The organism is Pseudomonas simiae, assembly GCF_000934565.1.
Classification (GTDB): domain Bacteria; phylum Pseudomonadota; class Gammaproteobacteria; order Pseudomonadales; family Pseudomonadaceae; genus Aquipseudomonas; species Aquipseudomonas simiae.
Map to the genome: position 1 here is coordinate 2,664,562 of NZ_CP010896.1, position 22,964 is coordinate 2,687,525.

The window sequence follows — 22,964 nt, forward strand, 5'->3', positions numbered from 1 at the left end:
CGCTATCGTTGGTGTTTTTAGCGAGCAAGCTCGCTCCTGCAAGGGGTTGTGGAGCCTCGGATGATCAGTTGGGGCATGAAGTCCAGGGTGCGGGTCGGCGTTGTGTCACCGCGCAGACGTTTGAGCAAACAGTCGAAGGCGCTGGCACCAATCGCTTCGGTCGGCTGGGCGAGGGCGGTAATACCGGTGCCTACCAGCGGATACCAGTCGAGGTCATCCAGGGCGATCAGGCCGATGTCGTCGAACAGGTTGCAACCCAGGTTCTTCAGGGCGCGGGTGCAGGCCAGTGCTGCGACGCCGTTGGCACAGAACAGCGCCTTGGGGCCAGGTTTTGCGAGAAAGGTCTGCAGGTGTTGTTGCAGCGCGTCATCCAGTTCTAGCACGGCGCCGGTCAATGCCGGGCGGCTGGCAATCTCAGCCTTGAAACTCTCCAGGCGTTCCAAGCGTGAACTGGTGCCATCGGTGGGTTCGCTCACCATCAGCACATCGCGATAACCCTGCTGCTCCAGGTGTTCTACCGCCATACGCACTGCCGCCGGGTTGTCCAGACCAACCAGGTCGCTGTGCAGCGGCTCGACCTTACGGTCCACCAGCACCAGGGGCATTTCCCGTTGCAGTTCCAGCAACTGGTCGAGGTGATGGCCGAGGGTGTTCACGATCAGCCCTTCGATGTTGTAAGAACGCAGGGCCGCCAGGTGCTGGCGCTCTTGTGCGTCATCGCGGTCGGTGTTGCACACCACCAGGCTATAACCGTGCTGGCGGCAAGCGGTTTCGACACCGTGCATCACGGCAATGGAATAGGGGTTGCGGATATCGGCCACCAGCATGCCGATCAGGCGGGTGCGGCCACGTTTGAGACCACGGGCCATCTGGTTGGGGCGGTAGCCGAGGTGTTCGATGGCTTGCTCGATGCGCAGTGCAATGGCATCGGAGAGCAGGGCGCGGTCGTCGCCGATAAAGCGTGACACGCTGGCCTTGGACACACCGGCGCGCTCGGCCACATCAAGCATGGTCACACGGCTGCGCTGGGCGGCAGAGAAATTGTTCACGGTCATCGACCTTCTGTTTTTATTGGAATGACTGAAACCGGTTTCAGGAAACCATCAAATGAGGAAAGTCGTCAAGCTGTTGTAGGACAAAGTCAGATGACCGGTGCGTCAAACTGCCACATGCAGCCAGGTCGCTATCAGCAGCAACAGGGCCGGTGTTGGCTTCCTCGGATAAGTCGATTCAGTTGTGCGTGCCCATAAGGCACCGAGACGGACTAAGTGAAGCGATTAGCGCCCAGCGTGTGTGGGGCGTCTAGCAGGTGTGTGCCGTGTCAGCCGAACAGTCCGGCGGCAATATTGATCGAAAACCCCAGGATCGCCGTGTTGAACAAAAAACCGATCAACGATTGGCCCAGCACCACTTTGCGCATGGCCCGGGTGGCGACGCCCACATCGGAGGTCTGCACCGCTACACCGATGGTGAAGGAAAAGTACAGGAAGTCCCAGTAATTGGGCGTAGTCAGGCCCTCGGCAAAGCGCAACGCCGGTTCCTTGCCGTCCCAGGTGTAGTAAAGGCGGGCGTAGTGCACGCTGAAAATCACCCCGATCAGCAACCACGATCCGATCACCGTCAACCCGGTGAACCCGTAGTGCAGCAGGCGCTCGGCATTGGCCAGATCCTTGCTGCCCACCAGCTCGAACGTGATGGTCGCCAGGCTGGCAATGGCGGCGATGCATACCGTGAACAGCACCAGGCCGGCATTTTCATCTTCGATCTCGGCGATGCGCTTTACGTCCTCGGCCTTGGCGCGGCGGGTCAGCCACAGCATCAGCACCAGGTAGGTCCAGACGCCGGCGTTCCAGCCGATGAGGACTTTGCTGACCAGCGTGTCGGCCGGCACCAGGATGCCCACGGCAATCCCGAACACGGCGGCGGCGGAGAGGCGAGGGTGGGTGCGGGCGAGGAAGGGCATGAGGGCTCACAAATCACGGTATGTGAGCAGACTGTACCCGATCCTTGTGGGAGCTGGCTTGCCTGCGATGCAGCCACCTCGGTACATCAGGCATACCGAGTTGATGCCATCGCAGGCAAGCCAGCTCCCACAGGGGAAAGGGAAAATTGTGCTAGCGGCTTTTTTTCTTCACCAACTTCATCACCACCACAAAGAACACTGGCACAAACACCACTGCCAGCGTCGCCGTAATCATCCCGCCAATCACCCCCGTACCAATCGCTTGTTGACTGGCCGAGCTGGCGCCGGTTGCAATCGCCAGCGGCACCACGCCGAGGATGAACGCCAGGGACGTCATGATGATCGGCCGCAGGCGCAAGCGCGCAGCTTTCAAGGTAGCGGTGACCAGGTCTTCACCCTGGTCATACAGGTCCTTGGCGAACTCGATGATCAGGATCGCGTTCTTCGCCGACAGGCCGATGATGGTGATCAGGCCAACCTTGAAAAACACATCGTTGGGCATGCCGCGCAAGCCCACCGCGATAACGGCGCCGAGAACACCGAGCGGCACCACCAGCAATACCGAGGTGGGGATCGACCAGCTTTCATACAGCGCCGCCAGGCACAGGAACACGATCAACAGCGACAAGCCCAACAGCAAGGGCGCTTGAGCGCCGGACAGACGTTCCTGCAACGACAAACCGGTCCATTCCTGGCCCAGGCCTGCCGGCAACTGGCTGACCAGGCGCTGGATCTCGTCCATCGCTTCACCGGTACTGTGGCCCGGTGCCGCTTCGCCGGAAATCGCGATGGCCGGGTAGCCGTTGTAGCGGGTCAGCTGCGTCGGGCCCTGGGTCCATTTGGCTTCGACAAAGGCCGACAGCGGCACCATCTTGCCAGCGTTGTTGCGCACGTTGATTTTCATCAAATCCGCCACCTGGCTGCGCTGGTCGCCTTCGGCCTGTACCACCACCCGCTGCATGCGGCCCTGGTTGGGAAAGTCGTTGATGTAGGCCGAGCCGATGGCCGAGGACAGCACATTGCCCACGTCGGCGAAGGACACGCCCAGCGCGTTGGCCTGCTTGCGGTCCACCTCCAACTGCACTTGCGGGGCTTCGGCCAGGGCGCTTTCGCGGACGTTGGCCAGGATCGGGCTTTTCTCAGCGGCAGCCAGCAATTCGGTACGCGCCGCCATCAACGCGGCATGGCCGACGCCCCCCCGGTCCTGCAGGCGGAACTCGAAACCACTGGACGTGCCCAGGCCGTCCACCGGCGGCGGCAGGACCGCGTAGGCAATCGCATCCTTGAGCTCGCTGAAGGCCATGTTGGCGCGGTCGGCAATCGACGAAGCCGAATCATCGCTGCTGCGCTCAGACCAATCCTTGAGCGTGGTAAACGCCAGCGCCGCGTTCTGCCCCGAACCGGAGAAGCTGAAGCCCATGATCATGGTGGTGTCGCCCACCCCAGGTTCCTCGGCGTTGTGCGCTTCGATCTGCTCGGCCACCTGCACCGTGCGGTTCTTGCTCGCGCCCGGCGGTAGCTGGATGTCGGTGATGGTGTAACCCTGGTCTTCCACCGGCAGGAAGGAGGAGGGCAGGCGGCTGAACATCCAGCCCAGGCCTACCAGCAGCACCAGGTAGATCAGCAGGTAACGGCCGCTACGCTTGAGGGCATAGGCTACCCAGCCTTCATAGCGGTCGGTGAGCTGTTCAAAGCGCGTGTTGAACCAGCCGAAGAAACCGCCCTTGGCATGGTGCTCGCCCTTGGCGATCGGCTTGAGCAAGGTGGCGCACAGCGCCGGGGTCAAGGTCAGGGCGAGGAACGCCGAGAACAGGATCGAGGTGGCCATCGACAACGAGAACTGCTGGTAGATAACCCCCACCGAACCGGCCATGAACGCCATCGGCAGAAACACCGCCACCAGCACCAGGGTGATGCCGATGATGGCCCCGGTGATCTGGCCCATGGCCTTTTTCGTCGCTTCCTTGGGCGACAGGCCCTCGGTGGCCATGATGCGCTCGACGTTCTCCACCACCACAATGGCGTCGTCCACCAGGATACCGATGGCCAATACCATGCCGAACATGGTCAGTACGTTGATCGAGAAGCCCAGCAACAGCATGGTGGCAAAGGTGCCCATCAGGGCTATCGGCACCACCAGCGTCGGGATCAAGGTATAGCGCACGTTCTGCAGGAACAGGAACATCACCGCAAACACCAGCGCCATCGCTTCGAGCAGGGTATAGACCACCTTGGTGATCGAGACCTTGACGAATGGCGAGGTGTCGTACGGGATCTTGTACTCCACATTGGCCGGGAAGTAGCGCGACAGCTCGTCCATTTTCGCCCGCACCAACGTCGCGGTGTTCAGGGCGTTGGCGCCCGGCGACAGCTGTACGCTGACGGCGGTGGACGGCTTGCCGTTCAGGCGTGTGGAGAACTGGTATTCCTGGCTGCCCACTTCAACCCGCGCCACATCGCCGATGCGCACGGTCGAACCGTCCGGGTTGGCTTTTAGCACGATATCGGCAAACTCGGCGGGCGTCGAAAGCTGGCCCTTGACCAGGATTGCAGCGGTGATTTCCTGGGTGTTGGTGCCGGGCAAATCCCCGATGCTGCCGGCCGAGACCTGGGCGTTCTGCGCGCTGATCGCAGCGTTCACGTCGGCCGGCGTCAGGTTGAAGCCGATCAATTTCTGCGGGTCGATCCAGACGCGCATGGCGCGCTCGGCACCATACAGCTGGGCCTTGCCCACACCGTCGAGGCGCTTGAGTTCGTTCATCACGTTGCGCGCCAGGTAGTCACTCAGCGCCACGTCATCGAGCTTGCCGTCGTTGGAGGTGAGCGTCACCAGCAGCAGGAAGCCGGCGGAGACTTTCTCCACCTGCAAGCCTTGCTGGGTCACCGCCTGCGGCAGGCGCGGCTCGACCGCCTTGAGGCGGTTCTGCACGTCCACCTGAGCCATTTCCGGGTTGGTGCCCGGTTGGAAGGTGGCGGTGATGGTGGCCGAACCGAGGCTGCTCTGGGACTCGAAATACAGCAGGTGATCGGCGCCGTTGAGCTCCTGCTCGATCAGGCTCACCACGCTTTCATCCAGGGTCTGCGCCGATGCACCGGGGTATACCGCGTAGATCTCCACTTTCGGCGGCGCGACGTTGGGGTACTGCGCCACCGGCAGTTGCGGGATCGCCAGCAAACCGGCCAGCAGGATAAACAGGGCGACCACCCAGGCGAAGATCGGGCGGTCAATAAAGAACTGCGGCATGACGGGTTATTCCTTTACGAGCGGGCTGTCGTCCACTTCAACTTTTTCACCGGGGCGCGCGTGTTGCAGGCCTTCGACGATGATGCGGTCACCGGGCTTGAGGCCGCTGCTGACGATCCAGCGATCGTTGATCACCGCCCCCAGCTCGACCGGCTGTTGGCTCACGGTCTGCTCGGCGTCCAGCAGCAACACCATCGGGATACCGGCGCTGTCACGGGTGATGGCGCGTTGCGGCACGCTGATGCCTTGTTTGTCGACCGCTTGTTCCAGGCGCACCCGCACAAAGCTGCCGGGCAGCAGGTCGAGGTCGGGGTTGGGGAACTCGCTGCGCAGGATGATTTGCCCGGTGCCAGGGTCGACACTGATCTCGGCAAACAGCAACTTGCCCGGCAATGGGTAGAGGCTGCCGTCGTCCTCGATCAGCGTAGCCTTGGCCTGGTCCTGGCCGACCTGCTTCAAGCTGCCGGCGCGGAAGGCGCGGCGCAGGTCGTTCAGTTCGCGGGTGGACTGGGTGAGGTCGGCGTGGATCGGATCCAGTTGCTGGATGAGCGCCAGCGGTGTGGCCTCGTTCTGGCCGACCAGCGCGCCTTCGGTGACCAGCGCCCGGCCAATGCGCCCGGAAATCGGGGCGGTCACGGTGGCGTAGCCCAGGTTCAAGCGCGCGCGTTCGACGGCGGCTTTGTTGGCGGCGACCTCGGCGTTGGTCTGGCGCACGGCGGCGCGGGCGTTGTCGTAGTCCTGGCCGCTGATGGCATTGCCTTCCACCAACTGGCTGTAGCGCTGTTCCTGCAGGCGCGCCTTGAAGGCATCGGCCTCGGCCTTGCTCAGGTTGGCCTGGGCGCTGTCGAGGTCGGCCTTGAACGGTGCGGGGTCAATGCGAAACAGCACGTCGCCCTGTTTGACATCATGGCCTTCCTTGAACACCCGTTGCATCACCACGCCTGCGACCCGTGCGCGCACTTCGGCGATACGCGGCGCGGCAATGCGCCCGCTGAGTTCGCTGGTGATGGCCAGGGGCTTGGCTTCAAGGGTTTCGACGCGCACTTTGGCCAGGGGCATTTCCGGCGCCTCGGCGGCGGAGTCGCCACATGCGCTCAGGGCCAGGGTGAGGGCCAGCAGGCAAAATGGCGCAAACAGATTCTTCGACATGCTTTTATCCCAATATTGACTGGCGCATCCTAAAGTCACCTGCGCCTTGGTGCTGTGAAGCTGTGTAGCTCGTCTGTGAAGAAATGTAAGGTGCGACCCATAGTCGGCAGAGGGCGTATATCCTTGCACAATCCTGCAAACAGCAACGATCAATGTGGGGGGCGGGCTTGCCCGTGAAAGCGGTATATCAGCCAAAAAATCTGCTCACTGAACCACTGCTTTCGCGAGCAAGCCCGCTCCCACAAGGGTCTGTGCACAGCCGACGAACCGCATTATTTGGAAACACCATGCCCAACATCCTCCTGGTGGAAGACGACGCCGCACTCTCCGAGCTGATTGCCAGCTATCTGGAACGCAATGGCTACCACGTCAGCGTGCTCAGCCGTGGCGACCACGTCCGCGAACGCGCGCGCCTCAACCCGCCGGACCTGGTGATCCTCGACCTGATGCTGCCCGGCCTCGACGGCCTGCAAGTCTGCCGCCTGTTGCGCGCTGACTCGGCGGGCCTGCCGATCTTGATGCTCACCGCCCGCGACGACAGCCACGACCAGGTGTTGGGCCTGGAAATGGGCGCCGACGACTACGTGACCAAGCCTTGCGAGCCACGGGTATTGCTGGCGCGGGTGCGCACGTTATTACGGCGCAGCAGTTTGTCCGAGCCCCAGGTGGCCAACGATCAGATCATCATGGGCAACCTGTGCATCGACCTGTCGGAGCGCACGGTGACCTGGCGTGAGCAGCCGGTGGAGCTGTCCAGCGGCGAGTACAACCTGCTGGTGGTGCTGGCGCGGCATGCAGGCGAAGTGCTGAGCCGCGACCAGATCCTGCAACGCCTGCGGGGCATCGAATTCAATGGCACTGACCGTTCGGTGGACGTGGCCATCTCCAAGCTGCGCCGCAAGTTCGACGACAACGCCGGTGAGGCGCGCAAAATCAAGACGGTGTGGGGCAAGGGCTACCTGTTCAGCCGTTCCGAGTGGGAATGCTGAGCCATGTTCCGTGTATTGCTGCGCCTCTACCTGATCACCATCGTCACCTACAGCCTGGCGATCTACTTGATCCCGTCGCTGGTGATCCAGCTGTTCGAACACCGCTACATGAACTACAACATCGAGCAGACCCGCGGCCAGCAGAAGCTGATCGTCAAGCAATACCTGCGGGCGCCGGTGGAGCGCTGGTCCCAGGTCACCGAGCAACTCGGTCGTGATTTCGCGCCGCTGAAAGTGCAGTTGTTGCTGCGCCAGGACGCCAGCTACACCCCGGCCGAAGAGACGCTGCTGGAACGCGGCAAGTCGGTGGTCCGGCTGGGGGAATGGGGTTGGATGGAGGAAATCAGCTCGCCGATCAATGAGCAGTTCGTGGTCAAGCTGACTGTACCGCCCGATCCGATGGACATGAATGTGCTGTACTGGGCGATCAACGTGCTGATCGTCGCTGCACTGCTGGCCTGCCTGCTGGTGTGGTTGCGCCCGCACTGGCGCGATCTGGAACGCCTGAAAAGCACCGCCGCGCAATTGGGCCAAGGCAACCTGGCCGAGCGCACGGGTATTCCGGCCAGTTCCAGCATCGGCAGCCTGGCCTCGGTGTTCGACACCATGGCCGACGACATCGAGCACCTGCTCAACCAGCAGCGCGACCTGCTCAACGCGGTCTCCCATGAGCTGCGCACGCCGCTCACGCGCCTGGATTTCGGCCTCGCCCTGGCGCTTTCCGAGGACTTGCCCGAGGCCAGCCGCGAACGCCTGCAAAGCCTGGTGGCGCATATCCGCGAACTGGATGAGTTGGTACTGGAGTTGTTGTCCTACAGCCGCCTGCAAAACCCGGCGCAGCTGCCGGAGCGGGTCGAGGTGGTGCTCGATGAGTTCATCGACAGCGTGCTGGGCAGCGTCGATGACGAACTGGAAAACCCCGAGATCGTCATCGACGTCGCGCTCGACTGCGCCGTAGAGCGCTTCAGCCTCGATCCGCGCCTCACTGCTCGTGCCTTGCAGAACCTGCTGCGCAATGCCACGCGTTACTGCGACAAGCGCATCCAGGTTGGGGTGAAGGTGTGTGCCAAGGGCTGTGAAATCTGGGTGGACGACGACGGTATCGGCATCCCCGTGGACCAGCGCGAGCGCATCTTCGAGCCGTTCTACCGGCTCGACCGCAGCCGCGACCGCGCTACCGGCGGGTTTGGCCTGGGCCTGGCCATCAGCCGGCGCGCCCTGGAAGCCCAGGGCGGCACCTTGACGGCATTGGCTTCACCGCTGGGCGGTGCGCGGTTTCGCGTGTGGTTGCCCACCGTCGCCTGATCAGAGCACTTTGACCGCGCGGCCGATCGCCTGGATCGGCCCAGTGGGTTTGCCGGTCGGCGAACCGCGCGGGTCTTCCAGGGTCAGTTCGAACAATTGGTTCTGAGTCAGCGGTGGCAGCTTGTCCAATGGCACCGACAGCGTCTGCCCCGGCGTGACCAGGCCCAGGGATACCGGTCCCTGCCAGCCGTCGCCCTTGGTCCAGAACTGCAGAGCCTTGTCGGCCGGCACTTCCATGACGCCCAACGGGATCAACTGAATCTGCTGATCATTGCTGGCCTGGATCACCCAGCCCGGCGCCTGGCTTTGCGGCGCCACCAGCACCACCACGAAGCTTGGGGCAGCAGTGGGCGGGCGGGTCAGCAGCAACCCGGCCAGCACCAGCGTGGTCAACAGCCCAGCACCGGCCAGGCCGCGCCACACTGCCAGCAGGTCCCACCAGCGTGTACCGGCACTGGCAATATTGCGTTCGATACGCCGCCACAGCTCAGAGGAGGGCGGCACGGGCTCCGCCAAGGCCGTCAGCGGCAACAGGCGTTGCTCCCAGGCGTCCACGGCAGCGCGTAGTTCGGCATCGTGTTTGAGGCGTTGTTCGACTTCAGCGCGCTGTTCGCCGGGTAGGGTGCCCAGCACGTATTCGCTGGCCAGTTCGTCCAGTGGGTTGCTCATGCCATGCACTCCCGCAGCGCGGCGAGGCTACGTTTGATCCAGGCCTTGACGGTCCCCAGCGGGGTGTCGAGTTTCTGGGCGATTTCGCTGTGGGAATAACCGTCGACATAGGCATGCAGGATGCACGTGCGACGGACCGGGTCGAGTTGCTCAAGGCAGGTGTGCACTTGCCCTGAGCGTGCAGTGAATTCAAACGTGTCGGTTGCAGCGACCTGTTCGTGTTCATCGCTCAACGGGACTTCGCGGTATTGGTTTCGTACGAAGTTGAGCGCCAGGTGCCGGGTCACACTGAACACCCAGCCACGCGCCGAGCCGCGACTGGGGTCAAAACTGCCGGCACCGCGCCAGATCTTGATAAACGCATCGTGCACGATATCTTCGGCCAAGGATCTGTTCCTGGCGATGCGCATCGCTACGCCGAGCAGATGGCTGCTTTCCTGCTCGTAGAGTTGGCGCAAGGCGCGTTGATCGCCACGGGCGCAGGCCTGCAGACAGGCTTCGTAATCAAACACGTATCACCGTCCCCTCAATTGCTGAACCCCTGTAGGAGCGAGATTGCTCGCGAAAAACGTTAACGAAAACGTGGGCATTCAGGCTGTCCGTGGCGCTCTCAGGTTCTTCGCGAGCAAGCTCGCTCCTACAAGGTATGTAGGCAGTTTCGGGGCAGCGTAGCTCAGTTTGCTCAGTTGGCCGCCCAGAAGATGTAATCGGCCTGGTATTTCACCACTTCCTGCTTGCCTTTGTTGGCTGCCGTGCACTCTGTGTTCGGTGCCACGCCGCCCTTGAGGGCCACGCGCTGGATGTAACTCACGCCGCTCATCACGCCTTTGCCTTCAGCGGGGTTGGCCTTGACCAATTGATACGGCAAGTTGCCCGCGCCCGATGGCGCCACGGCCAATTGGGTGCCGGTGATTGTCGAACCGTCCTTGGCCTGCCAGGTGGCCGGTGGGCCAAAGTAGGTGCCGACTTGCTTGCCGCTGCGGTCATTCAACACCGCTTTTGGCCCGACAAACGTCCACTCGGTCTGGCCGGCAGCGTTGGCCTTGTCGCGGCACTCGTAGGTGATTTCGCCGACGCCGGTGGTTTCCAGCGCCACCTTGTGGCCGTCCGGCACCTTGATGCTGTCAGGCAAGCCAGTCTGGGCGAATGCGGCCGGCGCGGCGGCCAGCAGTGTAGTCAGGCAGAACAGTGCTTTAGCGTTCATGGGTACTTCTCCATTTCAGTAAAACAGCGGGGTTTCTGAAAGGACTACCCATGGCGCGTACGATTGGATGCAGCGATTAGAAAATAAAGGTGAGAGGGCGCACACTGTGCCCCCGCTTCACCCGAGGAGAGATTGGCAATGACTGGTGTACACACGTCTGCTCAACAAGGTTTCTCTACCCAGGCCGTCACCTACGCCCAAGGCCGGCCGGACTACCCCAGGCAACTCACGGGCTGGCTCGCCGACACTCTGCGCATCGATGCACAATCGAGCGTGATCGACCTGGGCGCCGGCACTGGCAAATTCACCCGCCTGCTCAGCACCCTGGCACCGACATTGACCGCCGTCGAGCCGGTCGCGGCCATGGGCGCGCAGTTGACCAAACTGTTGCCGGATGTGCGCCTGGTCAATGGCACTGCTGAGTCCATCCCACTGCCTTCTGCCAGCACCGACGCAGTGGTGTGTGCCCAGGCGTTCCACTGGTTTTCCACTGAAGCCGCGCTCGCAGAAATCCATCGCGTACTCAAACCTGACGGTCGGCTTGGCCTGGTGTGGAATGTCCGCGATGAGTCGGTGGATTGGGTCGCCGCCATCACCGAGATTATCACCCCGTACGAGGGTGATACGCCGCGCTTTCATACGGGGCGTTGGCGTGAGGCCTTCACCGGCGAGTATTTTTCCGACCCCGAAGTAACCTGTTTTCCCTACAGTCATGTCGGCAGCCCTCAGGAAGTGATCATGGACCGCTTCCTTTCCGTGAGCTTTATTGCCGCGCTGCCGGATGCACCCAAGGCGGTAGTGACTGCGCAATTGCAGGCCTTGATTGATACGCATCCGGCGTTGAAGGGGCGCGACACGGTGGCCTTTCCGTATCAGACCCAGGCTTATGTCTGTCACCGTCTGAGCTAAAAGGCATAAAGTCAGATCACATTGATATAAGTCGTTATAAGAAAAATCGCTATCCTGCGGCCAGAAATTTATAAGGCCGCAGGTAGCTGTGATGGATGTGGGTAATTTTGGTTTTGTAATTGCTGGCCTGATCGTTGGTTTTATCGTGGGCATGACCGGTGTGGGTGGGGGCTCGTTGATGACCCCGATCCTGCTGTGGTTCGGCATCAACCCGGCCACCGCCGTGGGCACTGACCTGCTGTATGCCGCCATCACCAAGTCGGGTGGGGTGTTGGTGCACAGCAAGAACAAGAATATCGATTGGGCCATCACCGGCTGGCTGACCCTGGGTAGCGTGCCGGCGGTGTTGTTGACGCTGTGGTTCCTGGCCAGTCTGCATACCGACCCCAGTGTGATGAATGCGGTGATCAAGCAGGCGCTCGGTGTGGTGTTGCTGCTGACGGCCTTGGCGATTCTGTTCAAGAAAAGTCTGTTGGCGTTTGCCCAGCGGCATGCGGGTGATAGCTATCACATGAGCCCGCGGAACCTGAATGCGCTGACAGTGGTGACTGGCGCGGTCCTCGGAACCATGGTGGCGCTGACGTCCATCGGTGCTGGTGCGCTGGGAACGGTGGCGTTGTTTATTCTGTATCCGTTCCTGGCTACGCGGCGATTGGTGGGGACTGAAATCGCGCATGCTGTGCCGCTGACCCTGGTGGCGGGGTTGGGGCATGCCAGCATGGGGAATATGGACTGGCATTTGTTGGGGTTTTTGTTGATGGGGTCGTTGCCGGGAATCTATGTCGGCAGCCATATGACGGGCAAGCTTCCGGATGGGGTGTTGCGGCCTTGTTTGGCGGTTATGTTGATGGCGATTGGTTACAAGCTCGCGTTCTGATGTTGGCTGGGACGGCCTTAAAGCCGTCCGGTATTCAACGCCGAACTCGGTCAACATGTGGGAGCTGGCTTGCCTGCGATGGCATCACCTCGGTGTAACTGATATACCGAGTTGCCTGCATTGCTGGCAAGCCCTCCAAATCAATGTTGGATTACGGGCACACCGAGCTTAAGCGATGTGCCGAGTGACTCAGCCCCGGCCCGGCCCATTCCCAATCTGCCAGACAAACGGCGGCTCAACCCCATTAACCACCCAATCCCCCACAATCCGCGCCTTATAGATCACCGGATTATGCGACGACACCGTCCGCGCATTCCGCCAATGCCGGTCCAGCGCCTTACCCTGACGCACATCCGACGCCCCCAGAGCATTGAACAACTCACTGGTGGCACGCTGAATCAACCCCGACACCACCACCTGCGCCGTGGCCGACTCAATCTCGGCCGCTACATTGGCTTCACGCTCAACAATATCATCCCCCCCAAACCGCGCCAGGTACGCCCGTTGCGCCGGCAGCGTGGCTTTCAACGCGCTTGCCTCGGCGGCATAAACCAGCGCCGCTACTTCGCCCACTACCTGTTGAACCTGCGCGTCCTGGCTGACATGGGCCGCATTGCCATGGCTGTAGATGCGCTTACGGCTGCGCACCTGGTGCGCCACGTCGCGCAGCGCCGCGCGGCCAATACCCGCCAGGCTGGCGAGCAGCACCAACTGATAGAACGCCGTCTGGTATCTGAACCGCGTAGCAAAGTCGATAACGTTGTCCGCCTCCACCACCGCGTCGGTAAAGCGCGACGTGCCGCTGCCCGTGGTGCGCTGGCCAAAGCCGTCCCAATCATCACTGTGCACCACCCCAGGCTGGCGGGCGCGGGTGGCGGCAATCACATCGGCGCCGGTGTCGCTGCGTTGGGCATACACGTCGATCCAGTCGGCGAAGATGCTGCCGGTGCTGTAGAACTTTTCTCCATTGAGCTTCCAATGGTCACCGTCGGGGCTGACCTGGGTGACCACATCGCCAATGGCCACGTTACCGATTTCGGTCCAGGCGCAGCCGACGATATCGCCCTCTACGAAGCGCTTGAACCACAGGTCGCGACCGGCACTGGGCGGTGCATTCAGGCGGTCTTCGGCAAAGGCAAAGTGCCCGCGCAGGGCCTGGGGCACGTTGGAGTCGGCTTCGGCCAGTTCGATCAGCAGTTCGAACAACTGCGGCAGGGAAGCGCCCCCACCGCCGTACTCCACCGGCACGCGCACCGCGCCAAAGCCGGCGGCTTTCAGCCACTGGATCGGCTCGTGGGGCAGGGTGCGGCGCTGTTCGCGCTCTAGGGCGCCCTCGGCGATGCGCTGAAAAATCGGGCGGAAGCGTGCCGCCAGGGTCGGGTAGTCGACGCCGGTAGACAGCGGGTTGATGACGTGTTGTTCGGTCATGGGCAAGGTTCCTGGGCAGTGATCGGTACAGGGGGATTGCACAGTCCGTGCCGGGTGCCAGCGCCCGTATTTGCAAGGGTAGACCCTTCGGCAACTGTTGCCCTGGCAACAGCTGATCGACAAACCAGCACACTCTGCGACATCGTCGCCGACACCTCGAAGTCCGCCCAGAGCCCCTGGCATGGGCGTTTCACCGGCCTGGCACGCTTGCTGCTCAAGCCCTGGGTACATCCCTTTGTGCGAGGTACGTTCGATGAGTCAGCAAGCCGTGAAATTTGCCTATTGGGTGCCCAACGTCAGCGGTGGGCTGGTGGTCAGCAAGATCGAGCAACGCACCCACTGGGGCATTGATTACAACCGCAAACTGGCGCAGCTCGCCGAAGCCGCCGGTTTCGAGTACGGCCTCACCCAGATCCGTTTCACCGCCGGCTACGGCGCCGAAAACCAGCATGAGTCCGTAGCGTTCAGCCATGCGCTGCTGGCCGCGACCACCACGCTCAAGGTGATCGCCGCCATCCTGCCCGGTCCGTGGCAACCGGCGCTGGCGGCCAAGCAACTGGCGACCATCGACCAGCTCACCAACGGCCGTATCGCGGTGAATATCGTCAGCGGCTGGTTCAAGGGCGAGTTCCAGGCCATCGGCGAACATTGGCTGGAGCACGACGAGCGCTATCGTCGTTCCGAAGAGTTCATCCGTGCCCTCAAAGGCATCTGGACCCAGGACGACTTCACCTTCAAGGGCGACTTCTACCGTTTCAACGAGTACACCCTCAAGCCCAAGCCACTGGGCCAGCCGGAAGTGTTCCAGGGCGGCAGCTCGCGGGCGGCGCGGGACATGGCCGCACGGGTGTCGGACTGGTACTTCACCAACGGCAACACCCCAGAAGGCATCAAGGCTCAAGTCGACGACATTCGAGCCAAGGCGGCGGCGAATAACCATTCGGTCAAGGTCGGCGTCAACGCGTTCGTGATTGCCCGCGACACCGAGGAAGAAGCCCGTGCCGTGTTGGCGGAGATCATCGACAAGGCCGATCCGGAGGCCGTGAATGCCTTTGGTGATGCAGCCAAGCAGGCCGGCAAGGCTTCACCGGAAGGTGAGGGCAACTGGGCTAAGTCCAGCTTCGAAGACCTGGTGCAGTACAACGATGGCTTCAAGACCAACCTGATCGGCACGCCGCAGCAGGTCGCCGAGCGCATCATCGCGCTCAAGGCGGTGGGGGTGGACCTGGTGCTCGCCGGTTTCCTGCACTTCCAGGAAGAAGTCGAGTACTTCGGCAAGCGCGTGTTGCCGCTGGTGCGTGAGCTGGAGGCCAAGGCTGCGATCAAGAACGTGGCGTGAAGACCACCACCGCCGCGCGCAATTTGTTATTGCCGAACCGGCACATGCGTTCGAACTCCCCATGGCTGACCGGCAAGTGCTGGCAGTCCAGGGGCTGACGGTGCTGGCTGTGGTCAACGTCCGGGTCGTGAAGGTAGACGAAGTCATCGTCGCAGTCGGTGACTATTACCCAGTGCGGTGACTTGGATCGGGTGAGGCGGTAGCTGCTGATCAGCACCAGCGGCTGGCCGCCGTCGCGTAATACCTGGGGCAAGTCCAGCGCGCCGCCGAACACTTGCTCGACGTCACTACTCGCTAATTCCTCTTCGAAAGCCTCATGCACCAGGCGCATGACGTCCTTTTTATGCGCATCACGCACGCCATCCAAAAACAGCGGCCCGCGCACATTCACCTGCATGCGCACCGCAAAGCCCCGGCGCCAGGCGGCCAGGGCCAACCCTTGGGGGCTGCATCCGCCGTGGCCGGCGGTCATGAACACGGTGGTCGCTTCGCGCCAGATCTGCAGCTCTTCGCGGCGTTGTGCCACGCGTTTCGGCACCAGCGCGCCCATAGCCATCAGCAGGCAGGCAGCGCCACAGGTGAAGTCAGTGGTCTGCTGGTAATACGGCACGCTTTGCGGGCGCGCATCCTGATGCTGGACGATGCGTTTCTCCAGGCGCAGGGCAGCGGTGTGGTCTTCGTAGTAATCGTTGATCAGGGCGAAACGCCGGTAGCCATTGCGTTCATACAGGGCGAGGGCGCCGGGGTTGTCGGTGCGCACCTCCAGGCGCAGGTAGGCGCAGTCGTGTTCCACCGCGATGGTTTCGATACGGGCGAGCAACTGTTTACCCAGCCCCAGGCCGCGCGCGTGCTCGGCAATGGCGATGGAATACAGGCGCGCCAACGAGGTACCGCGGTGGAACAACACCAGCCCATAGCCGAGCAGTTGCCCGTCATTGTCCGCCACCAGCAACTGGCCATGGGCGCGGCTGACCATCCACTGGAAACTGCGCGATGACAGCCGGTCGGTGGTGAAACAGTGCTGTTCCAGTGCCACCAGTTCAGGCACATCGCAGGGGGTTGCAACGCGAAAGCAAAGAGCCATATGACCGCCGTAAAAGTTGCGTAACGAAACGGGACTTCTCTAAAAGATCGTGCTTAATAGAAAAGGTCGAGTTCTCTAAAGCGGATCAAATATTATGTCGGCGGTACAAGGTCATTGGCGTGAAGTATCCGAGCAAACAGTCGCGGCGACAATAACTAATACAGGTTATTTTCCCGTCCCCCTCAAAGGAACCCGTCAAGTAGTGATCATTGTCGAGCGCAAGGAAGATTGGGCCTCCTACTTCCCCAGCGAAGACATCGTCACCGCGCAGGAATACCTGGAGCAGACCCGGGAAAGCGAGACCGGCAAGCGTGTGCAGGTGATCAACCTGTGCCGCGGCTACAAGTACCTGGGGCACGGTTATTACTGCTCGCTGCTCGCCGAAGCCCGTGGGCACAAGGTAATTCCCTCGGTGCGCACCATCAGTGAACTGACCAGGAAGTCGCTGTACGGCCTGGCCCTGGACGACCTGGACAAGACCCTTGATAAAGCCCTGAATCATCACCTTTATAGCAATACCGAAGGCTTTACCCTGACACTTTATTTTGGTCGAACCAATATAGAGCCGTTGCAGGATTTGGCCCGTCAATTGTTTGAAGCCTTCCCTTGCCCGATTCTGCTAGTTGATTTCAAAAAGAATAACGGTTGGCACATAGAAGGGGTCAAGTCCGGCGTGTTGCACAAGTTGCGCGATGATCAGGAAGATCAATTTGCCCACGCCCTGGACAACTTCAGCCGCAAGATCTGGCGCCAGCCGCGCTCACGGAGACTGGCGCGTTATGACCTGGCGATCCTGCACGATCCCCAGGAGCAATTGCCGCCGTCGAATGCCAAGGCGCTGGATAATTTCATCCGCGTGGGCAAGGGCCTGGGCATCGATGTCGAGTTGATCGAGCGCAAGGACTACTCGCGCCTGGCTGAATACGATGCCTTGCTGATCCGCGAAACCACCAGCGTCGACAACCACACCTATCGCTTCGCCAAGAAAGCCGAAAGCGAAGGCCTGGTGGTGATGGACGACCCGGCGTCGATATTGCGCTGCACCAACAAGGTCTACCTTACCGACTTGCTCAACAGCCACCAACTGGGCATGCCCGCCACCGAGATCCTGTACAAGGAGCGACCGGAAGACTTCGAACGGGTCGGCGAGCGCCTGGGGTTCCCGCTGGTGTTGAAGATCCCCGACGGCTGCTTCTCGCGAGGCGTGATCAAGGTAGAAAGCCAGGACGCCTTGCTCAAGGCCACCGCCGAGTTGTTCGAGCATTCGGTGCTGTTACTGGCCCAGGAATTCTTCTACACCGAGTACGACTGGCGCATCGGCGTACTCAATCGCAAGCCGATTTTTGCCTGCCAGTACTTTATGTCCAAGGGCCATTGGCAGATCTACAACCACAAGGCCATCGGCCAGGACATCAACGGTGAGTGCCGTACGCTGGCGGTCCACGAAGCGCCCAAGGCGGTGGTGGAACTGGCGGTGAAGACCGCCAACCTGATCGGCGATGGCCTCTACGGTGTCGACCTCAAGCAGTCCGGCGACAAAGTGGTGGTGATCGAAGTCAACGACAACCCCAACCTGGACGCGGGCATTGAGGATGCCTACTTGCAGGACGACCTGTATGGGCTGGTGTTGGAGGAGTTCGTGCGACGCCTGGAGTTGAAACGTCAGGGCCAGGTTTGGTGACCCGGCGATGATTCAGCGTTTTCAACTGGCCGACGGCAAGCTGTACGGTGGGGAAAGTGACGATGCCCCGATCCTGTTGTTCAACAACCCTGACCTGGCCGAGCGCGAGTGGCTGCGCGACCACCATAAGCTCGACGAGCACGCCCTGGCTTCGGCGCTGGACCCCGACGAAGTCTCACGCATCGAGTTTCATCCGGACAATCTGTTCCTGATCTGGAAGCGCCCGGAAAACTACTCCGGCGGCGGCAACCTGGTGTTCGAGGTGTCGTCCTGCGGCCTGCTGTTTTCGCCCAGCCGCCTGCTGGTGATTGCCACCGACGAAACCCCGCTGACCGGTCTCGGCAAGCGCCGCCCACTGCACACACCGCTGGATGTGTTGCTGGACCTTTTGCTCAACAACATCCACCACTATCTGGGCCATCTCAAGGTGATCAAGCTGGTCGCCCGGGAATTGCAGCAGCAGTTCAACGCGTCCATGAGCAACCATCATCTGATGCAGATGTTCAGCCTCAGCGAAAGCCTGATCTATTACATCAACGCGCTGCACAGCAACGGCGCGGTGTTGTCGCGGCTGCGCAACCATGCCGAGAAGGAGCACTTCGACGCGGAAATCCTGGCGCTGATCGATGACCTGATCATTGAGAACCATCAGTGCTACAAACAGGCGGAGATTTATTCCAACGTGTTTTCCGGGCTGATCGATGCGCGCGGCAACCTGATGAACAACAGCATGAACAACCTGTTGCGCAAGCTCACCCTGATCAACGTGGTGTTCCTGCCGCTCAACCTGATTGCGAGCATTGGCGGCATGTCGGAGTTCAGCATGATGACCGCGGGCACGCCCTGGTGGGTGTCGTACCCGTTGTTCCTGCTGGCGATGGGGCTTGGGGCGGGCTTGATGGTGGTGGGGCTGAAGCGGATAGCGGGGGGCGCCAATGTCGTGTGAACATGCCAGCGATGCAAACACCTCTGTACATCAGGCATATCCAGTTGAGGCTATCGCAGGCAAGCCAGCTCCCACATTCGACCGAGATAGAGAGTAGGAAACGGGTCAGTTCTAAGGCCGCCGCGCTTGGCTGAGAGATCAGTCACCTACCTGCTTTTCTGTGGGAGCTGGCTTGCCAGCGATGCAGACGCCTCGTTACATCAGGCACATTCAGTTGAGGCCATCGCAGGCAAGCCAACTCCCACATTCGACCGAGATAGAGAGTAGGAAACGGGTCAGCTCTAAGGCCGCCGCGCTTGGCTGAGAGATCAGTCACCTACCTGCTTTTCTGTGGGAGCTGGCTTGCCAGCGATGCAGACACCTCGGTACATCAGGCACATTCAGTTGAGGCCATCGCAGGCAAGCCAGCTCTCACATTTGACTGAAATCGAGAGTAAGAAACGGGTCAGCTCTAGCGAAGTGCCGAGGGTTGCGGCGAGAGCATTTTTCTTACTTTTTGACTGGGCCGGCATTCCGGCTGTTCGAAAGTGAGCCGCCGTATGGGCAACCGTCTAAGTCTGCAGGGTCAGGACTTCAAAGCCATCCGCGGTCACTGCCACCGTGTGCTCCCACTGCGCCGACAGGCTGTTGTCCTTGGTGACCACCGTCCAGCCATCCTTGAGGCTGCGCACTTTCGAGCTGCCCTGGTTGAGCATCGGCTCCACGGTAAACACCATGCCTTCACGCAGTTCAAGTCCGGTGCCGGGGCGGCCAAAGTGCAGGACCTGTGGTTCTTCATGCATCTGCCGGCCGATGCCGTGGCCGCAATACTCGCGCACCACGCTGTAGCCGTTGGCCTGCGCATGGCTCTGGATGGCATGGCCGATATCACCCAGGCGGGCGCCGGGCTTGACCTGGCGGATACCGGCCCACATCGCTTCGAAGGTCTTCTCGACCAGGCGCTGGGCCTTGGGCGTAACGCTGCCGATCATGTACATCTTGCTGGAGTCGGCAATGAAGCCACCTTTTTCCAGGGTGATGTCGATGTTGATGATGTCGCCGTCCTTGAGGATTGCCTTGGCGCTGGGCATGCCATGGCACACCACCTCGTTGATCGAGGTGTTGATGGAGAAGGGGTAGTCGTACTGGCCCAGGCTGGCAGGGCGCGCCTTGAGGTCGTTGCGGATAAAGGCTTCGACGGCGGCATCCAGTTCCAGGGTAGAGCGGCCGGCGGCGACAAAACCGTCGAGCATGGTGAAGACCTGGGCCAGCAGGCGCCCGGCTTCACGCATCACGGCCAATTGTGCGGCAGTCTTGATCATCAACTGCGCCCTCGGATCAGGTCAGGTTTGTCCAGCAGCAGTTTGTTGATCAGCTCGTTGTAGGGCAGGTGAGGGTTGAGTTCGGCGAGCAGGCCGATCTTGATCCAGAACTCGGCCTGGGCGTTGATGGAGCGGTCCATCGCTGCGCTGGCCAGGCGTAATTGTTCGTGCAGGTGGTCGGTGATCTTGACGATGCCCATGGTCATCACTGTGCAGTGGGAATATACAAAGCGTATACGTTTCGTATATAGAACGTAAACCCCCAGCCGCTAAATGGCGCTTGGCCATTGACTTGATCGCGGGCCGCCGGTTAGTTTCGTCACATGACTTTTCAAGCCTTCCGCAGCCAGCCAAGCATTATTACCGCCATTCCTCATTTGGCGGGATAGCGCACGGCTGTACCCAGACCCGCCCTAGAGGCGGGTTTTGTTTTTCCGTCTCCAGGGTCTTTGACAAAAAGCCAGGAGACATCCATGAGTAGCTGCACCGCGCCTCACACCGCCGACCCGGGACTGCTTGAGCATTACGTGAAGAAGATTCTTGCTGCCCCGGTGTACGACCTGGCGGTGCGTACGCCCTTGCAAGCGGCCCCGGCCTTGTCGGCATTGCTGGGCAACCAGGTGTTGCTCAAGCGCGAAGACTTGCAGCCCACCTTTTCATTCAAGATCCGCGGCGCCTATAACAAGCTGGTGCAGCTCACGCCTGAGCAAAGGGCCCGTGGCGTGGTCACCGCGTCGGCGGGTAACCATGCCCAGGGTGTGGCCCTGGCAGCGCGGGAGTTGGGGATCAAGGCGCGTATCGTGATGCCCGCCAGTACCCCGGAACTCAAGGTGTTGGGCGTACGTTCACGCGGTGCGCAAGCCGTGCTGCACGGCGCGAGTTTTCCTTTTGCCCTGGCCTATGCGCTGCAGTTGGCCGAGTCGTCCGGGTGCACCTTCGTGTCGCCCTTCGACGACCCAGACGTGATCGCCGGCCAAGGCACCGTGGCTATGGAGATCCTGCGCCAACAGCAGGGGCCGCTGGACGCGATCTTCGTGCCGGTGGGCGGTGGTGGCCTGATCGCCGGCGTCGCCGCCTACGTCAAATACCTGCGCCCGGACGTGCGCATCATCGGCGTCGAACCCGAGGGCTCCAGTTGCCTGTTGGCGGCGTTGCGTGCCGGTGAGCGCGTGGTGCTGCCCAGCGTTGACGGGTTTGCCGACGGTACGGCGGTGGCCCAGGTCGGCGCCCACGGGTTCGAGATCTGCCGGGACTGGGTGGATGAAGTCATCACCGTCAGCAATGACGCGTTGTGCAGCGCAATCAAGTTGATCTACGACGACACGCGCTCTATCACCGAGCCTTCCGGGGCGTTGGCGGTGGCGGGCATTCGCCAATACGTCGCCACTCACAACCTGCGCGGGCAGACGCTGGTGGCGATCAATTCCGGAGCGAACATCAACTTCGATAGTTTGCGACATGTTGCCGAAAGGGTCGCTGCGCAAAGTGTCGTTTGACCTTAAGTCCAGGGTTAAACGTTTAATCGTAGCCGTTCGACGACGATCCCATTGACGCTGTTCAACCTCTATAACCAGGCACAGTGCTTATGAGGAAAAGTTACAACGAGCGCTGACTTAGCCGAGTACGCTTGGGTGTTACAAGCGTCTTCCAGGGCCGGCAAGACGCGGCGGGCGAGCGTCCGCCAGATTCATAACAATCTGTTGGCAGTCTCAGAAAAGGAGAGGTTGACCATGCTTTCGGAATTAGAACTTCGCAGCATTATTGAAGGAAGTTTCCTGCCCAGACGGTGCGAATGCACCAAAGCCGAAGATGCCTCGCTGACGATCAAGGTCTACGATGACCGTGACCGCGACCGGGTGGATTTGGAAGTCAAAGGAATCGATGCAGACAAACTCGACAGCAGTCGAGCCATTTGCAACCTGATCACCGGGTTGCGCGAAGACCTCAAGCACACCCACGCACCTACACTGCAACGAGTGGGAGGGCGCGTCTACTATTAGCCGGGGCGAGCTTGCTCGCGAAAATCGGCAACGATAACGCGGGTAGCCTACTACTCAGTGGCGTTTTAAGTGCTTCGTGAGCAAGCTCGGTCCTACGGTGGTTCGCTTCAATTCTGGAAATCGCAGGCATCGGACATCTTCCGATAGCTCACGTCTTCCACCTTGCCTGCCTTGTCCAGAAACTTGATATCGGCCTTGATGACTTTGCATTCGTCGGTCTGGGCTTCGTTCATGGCCAGGACCTTGTCGATGTTCATCGGCAGGCCATAGTGGTAAGGCACGGGTTTCACGGCGGCTGTTTGATCGTCGGCCTGGGCCAGGCCTGACACAGCCGCCAGTGAAAAGGTGGCACCGAGCATCAATGTGCGCAGTTTCATGGTGGTTCTCCGCAAGTGGGTACAGCGTCACTCTCGACTTGCGGGATTAACCATCGATTAATGTTTGCCTGGCTGACAAAACCTTCATCTTCACCAGCTCATGCGCACGCCGGCGGTGCCGCTGACCCCCTCCATCGCGTTGCTGTCCAGGTGGGTGTTGTAGTCTGCCGCCAAGTAGACGCTTACCGTTGATGGTGCCGGTGCCACCTGCGGGCAGCGTCAGGCTGTTATTGCCCAGGAGATCGGTCAGGCCGGCACTGCTGCCGCTGTCGCAGATGAAGGTGTCGTTGCCCGGGCCGGGAGTGAGTGCGCAGGCAGCGTAGGACTGTTGTGGTGTGGTGTACTGCAGTGAGAGAAGGCCGACAGCTAAAACGGCGCGGGTTGATAAACCGTTGCTTTTTTGCATGGGTCTTTCCTGCATTTGTTGTAATTACTGCTCCTGTTTTGGGTTTAGCACAGTTTTCCCGCTTGGCAATGTGTGTATAAACGCGCGCAGGCC

General features: G+C 61.0%; 21 protein-coding genes and 2 pseudogenes. 10 read left to right on the forward strand and 13 right to left on the reverse strand.

All coding sequences use genetic code 11. From position 1 onward, the window contains the following. Positions 1-17: 17 nt before the first annotated feature. From PF1751_RS12010 to PF1751_RS12025, 4 genes are all read right to left on the reverse strand, one after another. Positions 18-1,049: a LacI family DNA-binding transcriptional regulator gene (locus PF1751_RS12010; protein WP_085989256.1), complete on the reverse strand. Its 1,032-nt coding sequence runs from the start codon at positions 1,047-1,049 to the stop codon at positions 18-20. 272 nt (positions 1,050-1,321) lie between these two features. Beyond that, on the reverse strand, positions 1,322-1,963 hold the full coding sequence (locus PF1751_RS12015) for a DUF1345 domain-containing protein (protein ID WP_010210806.1): 642 nt from the start codon (positions 1,961-1,963) through the stop codon (positions 1,322-1,324). 151 nt (positions 1,964-2,114) lie between these two features. Then, on the reverse strand, positions 2,115-5,207 hold the full coding sequence (locus tag PF1751_RS12020) for an efflux RND transporter permease subunit (RefSeq protein ID WP_021491782.1): 3,093 nt from the start codon (positions 5,205-5,207) through the stop codon (positions 2,115-2,117). Between the two features lie 6 nt (positions 5,208-5,213). After that, positions 5,214-6,356 carry an efflux RND transporter periplasmic adaptor subunit gene (locus PF1751_RS12025; protein ID WP_021491781.1) on the reverse strand — a complete coding sequence of 381 codons (1,143 nt, stop codon included), beginning with the start codon at positions 6,354-6,356 and terminating at the stop codon, positions 5,214-5,216. A gap of 287 nt (positions 6,357-6,643) precedes the next feature. Here PF1751_RS12025 and PF1751_RS12030 point away from each other — a divergent pair, with 287 nt between their 5' ends. Both PF1751_RS12030 and PF1751_RS12035 read left to right on the forward strand, forming a co-directional pair. After that, positions 6,644-7,345 carry a response regulator gene (locus PF1751_RS12030; protein WP_010210801.1) on the forward strand — a complete coding sequence of 234 codons (702 nt, stop codon included), beginning with the start codon at positions 6,644-6,646 and terminating at the stop codon, positions 7,343-7,345. Between the two features lie 3 nt (positions 7,346-7,348). Continuing rightward, entirely contained in the window at positions 7,349-8,650 is a 1,302-nt protein-coding gene (locus PF1751_RS12035; protein ID WP_010210799.1) for an ATP-binding protein, read from the forward strand. Here the strand turns inward: PF1751_RS12035 and PF1751_RS12040 are convergent, their stop codons facing one another. Together PF1751_RS12040 and PF1751_RS12045 are read right to left on the reverse strand one after the other, a co-directional pair. Then, complete coding sequence (locus PF1751_RS12040; RefSeq protein WP_044287054.1) at positions 8,651-9,319, reverse strand: anti-sigma factor; 669 nt, start codon at positions 9,317-9,319, stop codon at positions 8,651-8,653. After that, complete coding sequence (locus PF1751_RS12045) at positions 9,316-9,831, reverse strand: sigma-70 family RNA polymerase sigma factor (protein ID WP_010210797.1); 516 nt, start codon at positions 9,829-9,831, stop codon at positions 9,316-9,318. Before PF1751_RS12045 ends, PF1751_RS12040 begins: the two co-directional genes overlap by 4 nt. Positions 9,832-9,874: 43 nt before the next feature. Here PF1751_RS12045 and PF1751_RS29860 point away from each other — a divergent pair. Continuing rightward, a pseudogene (locus PF1751_RS29860) lies at positions 9,875-9,961 on the forward strand (outer membrane lipoprotein carrier protein LolA); the annotation flags it as partial. Positions 9,962-10,001: 40 nt separating this feature from the next. Here PF1751_RS29860 and PF1751_RS12050 read toward each other — a convergent pair. Beyond that, positions 10,002-10,523, reverse strand: coding sequence for a DUF3455 domain-containing protein (locus PF1751_RS12050; protein ID WP_010210793.1), 522 nt, complete (start codon positions 10,521-10,523; stop codon positions 10,002-10,004). Positions 10,524-10,661: 138 nt separating this feature from the next. On the opposite strand from PF1751_RS12050, the gene PF1751_RS12055 reads away from it, so the two are divergent. Both PF1751_RS12055 and PF1751_RS12060 read left to right on the forward strand, forming a co-directional pair. After that, the gene (locus tag PF1751_RS12055; RefSeq protein WP_044287055.1) at positions 10,662-11,432 is read left to right on the forward strand and encodes a class I SAM-dependent methyltransferase; all 771 of its coding nucleotides are present in this window, start codon (positions 10,662-10,664) and stop codon (positions 11,430-11,432) included. 91 nt (positions 11,433-11,523) lie between these two features. Further along, positions 11,524-12,309 carry a sulfite exporter TauE/SafE family protein gene (locus PF1751_RS12060; protein WP_010210788.1) on the forward strand — a complete coding sequence of 262 codons (786 nt, stop codon included), beginning with the start codon at positions 11,524-11,526 and terminating at the stop codon, positions 12,307-12,309. A 189-nt stretch (positions 12,310-12,498) separates the two neighbouring features. Here PF1751_RS12060 and PF1751_RS12065 read toward each other — a convergent pair whose 3' ends face one another. Continuing rightward, complete coding sequence (locus tag PF1751_RS12065; RefSeq protein ID WP_044287056.1) at positions 12,499-13,737, reverse strand: acyl-CoA dehydrogenase family protein; 1,239 nt, start codon at positions 13,735-13,737, stop codon at positions 12,499-12,501. A gap of 253 nt (positions 13,738-13,990) precedes the next feature. Between PF1751_RS12065 and sfnG the strand changes: the two genes are divergently transcribed. After that, on the forward strand, positions 13,991-15,076 hold the full coding sequence (gene sfnG / locus PF1751_RS12070) for a dimethylsulfone monooxygenase SfnG (protein WP_021491776.1): 1,086 nt from the start codon (positions 13,991-13,993) through the stop codon (positions 15,074-15,076). Here the strand turns inward: sfnG and PF1751_RS12075 are convergent. Next, the gene (locus tag PF1751_RS12075) at positions 15,060-16,160 is read right to left on the reverse strand and encodes a GNAT family N-acetyltransferase/peptidase C39 family protein (protein ID WP_044287057.1); all 1,101 of its coding nucleotides are present in this window, start codon (positions 16,158-16,160) and stop codon (positions 15,060-15,062) included. The genes sfnG and PF1751_RS12075 overlap by 17 nt on opposite strands. A gap of 94 nt (positions 16,161-16,254) precedes the next feature. On the opposite strand from PF1751_RS12075, the gene PF1751_RS12080 reads away from it, so the two are divergent. Continuing rightward, positions 16,255-17,841, forward strand: a complete 1,587-nt coding sequence (locus PF1751_RS12080) for a RimK family protein (RefSeq protein WP_042571568.1) — start codon at positions 16,255-16,257, stop codon at positions 17,839-17,841. Positions 17,842-17,848: 7 nt separating this feature from the next. Then, on the forward strand, positions 17,849-18,787 hold the full coding sequence (locus tag PF1751_RS12085; protein ID WP_010210779.1) for a magnesium transporter CorA family protein: 939 nt from the start codon (positions 17,849-17,851) through the stop codon (positions 18,785-18,787). A gap of 551 nt (positions 18,788-19,338) precedes the next feature. On the opposite strand, the gene map is transcribed toward PF1751_RS12085, so the two are convergent. Next, positions 19,339-20,088 (reverse strand): type I methionyl aminopeptidase, encoded by a 750-nt coding sequence (gene map, locus PF1751_RS12090; RefSeq protein WP_010210778.1) that lies wholly within the window; start codon positions 20,086-20,088, stop codon positions 19,339-19,341. Beyond that, positions 20,088-20,288: a ParD-like family protein gene (locus tag PF1751_RS12095; protein ID WP_010210776.1), complete on the reverse strand. Its 201-nt coding sequence runs from the start codon at positions 20,286-20,288 to the stop codon at positions 20,088-20,090. Before PF1751_RS12095 ends, map begins: the two co-directional genes overlap by 1 nt. A 273-nt stretch (positions 20,289-20,561) precedes the next feature. On the opposite strand from PF1751_RS12095, the gene ilvA reads away from it, so the two are divergent. Both ilvA and PF1751_RS12105 read left to right on the forward strand, forming a co-directional pair. Continuing rightward, positions 20,562-21,584, forward strand: coding sequence for a threonine ammonia-lyase, biosynthetic (gene ilvA, locus PF1751_RS12100; RefSeq protein WP_010210775.1), 1,023 nt, complete (start codon positions 20,562-20,564; stop codon positions 21,582-21,584). A 234-nt stretch (positions 21,585-21,818) separates the two neighbouring features. Further along, positions 21,819-22,088, forward strand: coding sequence for a DUF1652 domain-containing protein (locus PF1751_RS12105; protein ID WP_044287058.1), 270 nt, complete (start codon positions 21,819-21,821; stop codon positions 22,086-22,088). A 107-nt stretch (positions 22,089-22,195) separates the two neighbouring features. Here the strand turns inward: PF1751_RS12105 and PF1751_RS12110 are convergent, their stop codons facing one another. After that, the gene (locus tag PF1751_RS12110; RefSeq protein WP_010210772.1) at positions 22,196-22,465 is read right to left on the reverse strand and encodes a DUF2790 domain-containing protein; all 270 of its coding nucleotides are present in this window, start codon (positions 22,463-22,465) and stop codon (positions 22,196-22,198) included. A gap of 169 nt (positions 22,466-22,634) precedes the next feature. Then, positions 22,635-22,871: pseudogene (locus PF1751_RS28320) on the reverse strand (hypothetical protein); the annotation flags it as partial. Between the last annotated feature and the right edge of the window lie 93 nt (positions 22,872-22,964).